At 30.4% G+C, this 5,602-nt stretch carries 8 protein-coding genes and 1 pseudogene; 2 read left to right on the forward strand and 7 right to left on the reverse strand.

Annotation, left to right across the window (positions count from 1 at the left end):
* The 6 genes from JJE11_RS13675 to JJE11_RS13700 form a co-directional block, all read right to left on the reverse strand.
* Window positions 1-356 (reverse strand): cyclic nucleotide-binding domain-containing protein (locus JJE11_RS13675; RefSeq protein WP_291636524.1); only part of this gene is annotated, 356 nt, incomplete at its 3' end.
* A gap of 318 nt (window positions 357-674) precedes the next feature.
* Window positions 675-1,031 carry a NifB/NifX family molybdenum-iron cluster-binding protein gene (locus JJE11_RS13680; protein WP_291636526.1) on the reverse strand — a complete coding sequence of 119 codons (357 nt, stop codon included), beginning with the start codon at window positions 1,029-1,031 and terminating at the stop codon, window positions 675-677.
* Window positions 1,031-1,873 carry an Mrp/NBP35 family ATP-binding protein gene (locus JJE11_RS13685; RefSeq protein WP_291636528.1) on the reverse strand — a complete coding sequence of 281 codons (843 nt, stop codon included), beginning with the start codon at window positions 1,871-1,873 and terminating at the stop codon, window positions 1,031-1,033. Before JJE11_RS13685 ends, JJE11_RS13680 begins: the two co-directional genes overlap by 1 nt.
* Before the next feature lie 123 nt (window positions 1,874-1,996).
* Entirely contained in the window at window positions 1,997-2,464 is a 468-nt protein-coding gene (locus JJE11_RS13690) for an iron-sulfur cluster assembly scaffold protein (protein ID WP_291636537.1), read from the reverse strand.
* On the reverse strand, window positions 2,457-2,774 hold the full coding sequence (gene trxA, locus JJE11_RS13695; RefSeq protein WP_291636530.1) for a thioredoxin: 318 nt from the start codon (window positions 2,772-2,774) through the stop codon (window positions 2,457-2,459). Before trxA ends, JJE11_RS13690 begins: the two co-directional genes overlap by 8 nt.
* Window positions 2,775-2,836: 62 nt before the next feature.
* The gene (locus JJE11_RS13700; RefSeq protein WP_291636532.1) at window positions 2,837-3,025 is read right to left on the reverse strand and encodes a 4Fe-4S binding protein; all 189 of its coding nucleotides are present in this window, start codon (window positions 3,023-3,025) and stop codon (window positions 2,837-2,839) included.
* 344 nt (window positions 3,026-3,369) lie between these two features.
* On the opposite strand from JJE11_RS13700, the pseudogene JJE11_RS13705 reads away from it, so the two are divergent.
* Window positions 3,370-3,670, forward strand: a pseudogene (locus tag JJE11_RS13705) (aminotransferase class I/II-fold pyridoxal phosphate-dependent enzyme); the annotation flags it as partial.
* Here JJE11_RS13705 and JJE11_RS13710 read toward each other — a convergent pair.
* Window positions 3,659-4,081: a DUF3842 family protein gene (locus tag JJE11_RS13710; RefSeq protein WP_291636534.1), complete on the reverse strand. Its 423-nt coding sequence runs from the start codon at window positions 4,079-4,081 to the stop codon at window positions 3,659-3,661. The pseudogene JJE11_RS13705 and the gene JJE11_RS13710 sit on opposite strands and share 12 nt — an antisense overlap.
* 386 nt (window positions 4,082-4,467) lie before the next feature.
* Here JJE11_RS13710 and cbiM point away from each other — a divergent pair, with 386 nt between their 5' ends.
* Complete coding sequence (cbiM, locus tag JJE11_RS13715) at window positions 4,468-5,466, forward strand: cobalt transporter CbiM (RefSeq protein WP_291636535.1); 999 nt, start codon at window positions 4,468-4,470, stop codon at window positions 5,464-5,466.
* The last annotated feature ends 136 nt before the right edge of the window (window positions 5,467-5,602 follow it).

Raw genomic sequence — 5,602 nt, forward strand, 5'->3', positions numbered from 1 at the left:
AACATCTTTTCAATTAAATTCTCATCAATAAATAATATTTTGCAATTACTTATTGAACTTATTTTGCTTACATATATATTTTTTTTTGAGAATACAGTTGCTACTCCAAAAATATCTCCTTTGTTTAATACATTAAGTATTGAATCACTATCGTTCCCTTTTGTTACTTTAACACTACCATAAATAATAATACCTAACCCATTAAAATAATTATCTCTATCATAAATTGTGCAGTTTTTCTTAAATTCAGAAACGCTTGCCTTTTCCAATAATATACTCTCAAGGATTGTTCTATTTGTACCACTAAACAAATAACTATTAAATACACTATCGATTTCTAAATTACTTATGCCCACAATATGCACCACCTGATATGTCTTAGATAAGACACTTTTAATTTATTGTATCCCCCCTTAAATACATTGTCAATATTTTACTAAACTTAAGTTTTACAAATTCACACTTCCGTTAAAAAGGGATATAAATCAAGAAATGCAGTTACTTATGAAGATCCCACCTAAAAATAGCACTAAGACTCATATAGTCTCAGTGCTTTCATAATGTGGCAGACACTTGTAAAAAATGTTAAGTTACCTACCTAAATGCCAAACTACCTATTTAATATTGTCCTTATTTGTTCTTCAGTTTGAACACTTGTTATTTATTTAATATGATTAATCGTTACAATGTCCTTCATGTTCATGTTCTTGACAAACACTACCTGTTGATTTCAATTCACCATTTATATATTTTTGTAATACATCCTCATTAAATCCTTGTGCACCAACTACTAGCTCAATACCTTTTTCATTAAATAAATTTTGTGCTGTTGCACCCATACCACCAGCAATTAAAAGATTTACATTTAAATCTTTTAAAAATACTGGAAGAAACCCAGGTTTATGTCCAGGATTAGGAACAAAATCCTTATTTGTTGATTTGCCTTCTTCTACTTCATATATTGTAAAACCCTCACAAAACCCAAAATGGCCACTCACATTTTTTCCATCACTTGCAATTGCTATTTTCATTATTTCTCCTCCAAATCTCTTATTATACTTGTTACTATTGGCTTAAAAATAAGTTCAAGACTTTCATTTATACCTTCATATCCGCACTCTGATAAATTGCTTATACTATTTAACATAGGAAGTTCTGCTAAAAGTTTTAAATTCATTTCCTTTAAAAAATTATTAGTACTTTCACCATCAAAAAGTTTTATTTCTTTACCGCAATCAGGACAAGTTATATAACTCATATTTTCAATAACCCCTAAAACATCAATATTCATCTTTCTTGCCATATTTACAGCTTTTGATACTATCATAGAAACAAGGTCCTGTGGTAAAGATACCATGACTATACCATTTATTGGCATAGTCTGCATAGTCTGCATAACTGTTAACGCAATATCACTTGTTCCTGGAGGCATATCAATTACTAAGTAATCAAGCTCTTCCCAAAGGACATCTGTCCAAAACTGCTTAACTACATTTGAAAGCATAGGCCCTCTCCAAATTACTGGATCATCTTCTTTTTCCGTCAAAAAATTTAATGACATAACTTTTATACCATCACAAGTTTCGATTGGTAACATTCCCTGTTCATTGTTAGTTACCCTTTTACCTTTTAACCCAAGAAGTCTCGGAACACTTGGACCTGTTATATCAGCATCTAATACTCCTACGCTATATCCAAGTTTCTTTAATTGTTTTGCAATAAGAACAGAAATTGAAGATTTACCAACTCCACCTTTACCACTCATAACTCCAATAATTTTCTTCACATTATTTAGAGGATTATTTTCAATCATACAAGTTTCCTTATCCTTTGAACACCCATCACTTGATGGACATGTATTACATTCTGACACAAAATCATCTCCTATATGTATATTGGCATTTGCTATTTATAATTATCATATTACTCCTTTTATTAGTTCCTGTCAAATGCCAATTATAATATAAAAGAAATAGTAAAGGCTTTATCTAACTAGTTAGATAAAGCCTTTACTATATGCTGAATTAATAATTTTTTTTGCATTTTTAAGTAACTTGTTTTTAATCATACTAATGCCTTTTTCTGCTAGATTACTCACCCAAGGTTCCAATCCCTGTTTTACTCTATAATCATTGATTGCCGCATGTATAACCTCTTCTGCTAAAACAGTGCAATGCATTTTAACTGCTAGAAGTCCGTCTAATGAATCTGCAACGCTTTTATTCGTAATTTCCCAAGCTTCTTCAAGAGTTTTCCCCTTAATAATCTCCGTTGCCATGCTACTTGATGCCACAGCAGATCCGCATCCAAAAATCATAAATTTAGTATCCACTGTTATATTGTTTTTTACCTTAATAAATATTCTCATTATATCGCCACACTGTACGTTCCCAACTTCGCCTACACCATCAGCATCTTTAATTTTATATTCTTGTTTTTTATCTTTATTTAACTTATTAAATATATCTGTTCAATATCTGTTCAAAATCTGATTTAGGTCTAAATCCAACTATATTTTCTACCGCTTTATCACCTTTAAATACCATAATGGTTGGTATACTTGATATTCCAAATTGATCTGAAACCATAGGGTTTTCATCGACATTTACTTTAACAAATTTTATTTTTCCAGAATATTGCTTATCTAATTCCTCCATAACAGGGCCAACCATTCTACAAGGGCCACACCATGGTGCCCAAAAATCCACAACCACCGGTACATCATTTTCAATTACTTCTTTACTAAAAAGACTATCATTTATTTCTCTCATCATTATTACCTCCATTTTCAAACTATATATCTATTATAAAAATATATTATCTTATATTGATCTCTTTACTCTTCTACCATTTGTATTGCACCCATCGGACAAGACCTTATACATTTACCACATTTAGTACACTTATCTTCTATAATAGTAGGAGCATCAAATCCAACTTGCTTTATAGCATTTACTGGACAAACTCTCACAGATGGACATGGATGATTTTGTGGACATCTGCTCACAACTACTTTAACTTTCATAACTTTCACCTCTTTCCGTTATATACCTCTTATGATGTATTGTTATATACTAATAATGTCAATAGAAGCTTAACACTTATTAGTATATCTCTGTAATTATGTTCCTTTTAAAATTACTCTAGTTAAATAGATTAAAATCACTCTATTTGTATTCTGCTGTAAGTTAACTCATTATTATTATTATGTTTTCTTAAATCTTTTATGCACCTAAAAGTTCCAACTCAATATTTTTTTATACCCATATGGGGTATCTGAAGTTATACTAACATATTAGAATTTGTCTGTCAACAACTAATTATTATATTTATAAATTATTGAGTATCCTCTGGATTTTATTAATTAATTTGCGTGTTGGTTATGCTTTTGGACACAAGGATTTAATAGAAGGCCTCAATAAAATTAAAAACTCTATAAACTCTTATACAGTTGATCGTCTTGCTTTAGCAGGCTCAAAATCCAACTTTTTTTTCACGTCATAATACAATTGATGCGAAAATAATATTTAATGAATTAAGAAATAACGGAATTCTTGTTAGATATTTCAATAAACCTAGAATTAATAATTTTATAAGAATAAGTATAGGAACTAATAAAGAAATGGAAGTACTTATACTCAAATTAAAAGAAATTATCCTAAAGCAATAGTTTTATATTACCCTTTATATCAAGTACAATTTCTTCAATTATTTCTTTGATTTGTAGACTTCTTGTGCCCGGTATATAAATACCATGTTTTTGTAGTGGAATTATATATTTTATGCAATCCATATTAAATATCGTGTTGGAAATCATTGGAGTAACTTCTCCCTTTATACCACCACTACATATCATACCAATAGGTCCAATTATACTATCAACTTCATTTAACCTGCAAAAACAGCAAATTTCTTTTTCTCCACTTATGCCAATATTTGCGCCCACTCTTATCATATTTGAAGTAGCAAATGTATTTGTACCAAGTGCAACAATATAAACATCAAGATTTTCTTTACGAATTTTTTTTATAATCGCTTGACCAAGACCAGCCCCTTGTGCGTCTATTACCGCTATTTTCATGGTAACACCTCCAAAACTATAGTATAGTGATATTTTTTCTTATATACATAAACATTATTATACTATAATGTTTATGTATATTCTATTTTCAGCCTAATAAAAACACAACTTTGGTAGAAATAAAATTTTCATGATATTACCGCTTAAAGTATTTTAGAAGTTAATTATATTTAAGGTAAAGTAAAAATAAAAAATAAAAAATAAAGCTTATATTTACAAATAAGAATTCATATGGTATTGTAAATGTGTATGCTACGAGAGTATACGATTTCTTATAAAATTGAAAATACACAAATTTGATTAAAGGCCACGAAGGTTGATTTCTGTAAAGCAGTTATTAATTTTTGTGGTCTTATTTTTTCAGTAATTTTAAAGGAGGATTTAAAATGCACATTCCAGATAATTATTTAAGTCCAACAACATGTGCTATTATGGGGGCCGTTATGGTACCCATATGGAGAACAGCTGTAAAAAAAGTTAAAAAAGAATTAACAAAAAAGAGGATACCCTTAATGGGAATAGGAGCTGCTTTTTCATTTATGATTATGATGTTTAATATACCTCTTCCAGGAGGAACTACTGGGCATGCATTGGGAGCAACATTGGTAGCACTTCTTTTAGGGCCATGGGCAGCTTGCATATCATTAACCATTGCACTACTAGTACAAGCAGTTATCTTTGGTGATGGAGGTATCTTAGCATTTGGAGCAAATTGCTTTAACATGGCATTTATAGCACCTTTTGTAGGGTATTATACCTATAATTTAATTAAGGAAAGAATTAAAACAAGTAAAGGCGCTTATGTTGCAATTTTTATTTCATCATACTTAGCACTCAATATTGCCGCTCTATTTGCCTCCATTGAATTTGGAATTCAGCCGCTATTGTTTAAGGATGCACTAGGACTACCACTTTATTCGCCATACCCATTAAATATATCTATACCGGCAATGGTTATCCCACATTTATTGATTGTAGGGATTTTAGAAGGAATCATTACTGCAGGTGTATATGGGTTTGTTAAACAAGTTTCACCCGGCATTATCTATGAGAATTTAAAAATAAAGATGAATCCTATTTATGGATTGCTTATAGGGATGATCTGCCTTTCTCCACTTGGTCTACTAGCAACGGGTACAGCGTGGGGAGAGTGGGTACCAGATAAAATTAATTCTGTATTAACAAATGGTAAGTCACTAGGTTTTATCCCAAAAGGAATGCAAAATGGTTTTAGTTTTGAGACATTAATACCAGATTATTCAGTTAGTGGGATTCCCGAGATTATGGGCTATATACTATCAGCTATAGGCGGAGTTGCTATCATCATCATAATATTTAAGCTAATTAATGCTACTAAAAAAAGCCAGGAAAATAAGTCATTTTAAATAACAAAATATCTATATAAAAAGGATGGTTGTATTTATATTAATCAAAGGGGGCAACAATATGAAATTAAAAGTTTTAGTAGATAACAACACATATATTGACCAATATTATTGTGGTGAACCTGCTGTTTCGTAC

Source organism: Clostridium sp., from assembly GCF_016650095.1.
In the GTDB taxonomy this organism is placed as follows: domain Bacteria; phylum Bacillota; class Clostridia; order Clostridiales; family Clostridiaceae; genus Clostridium_AD.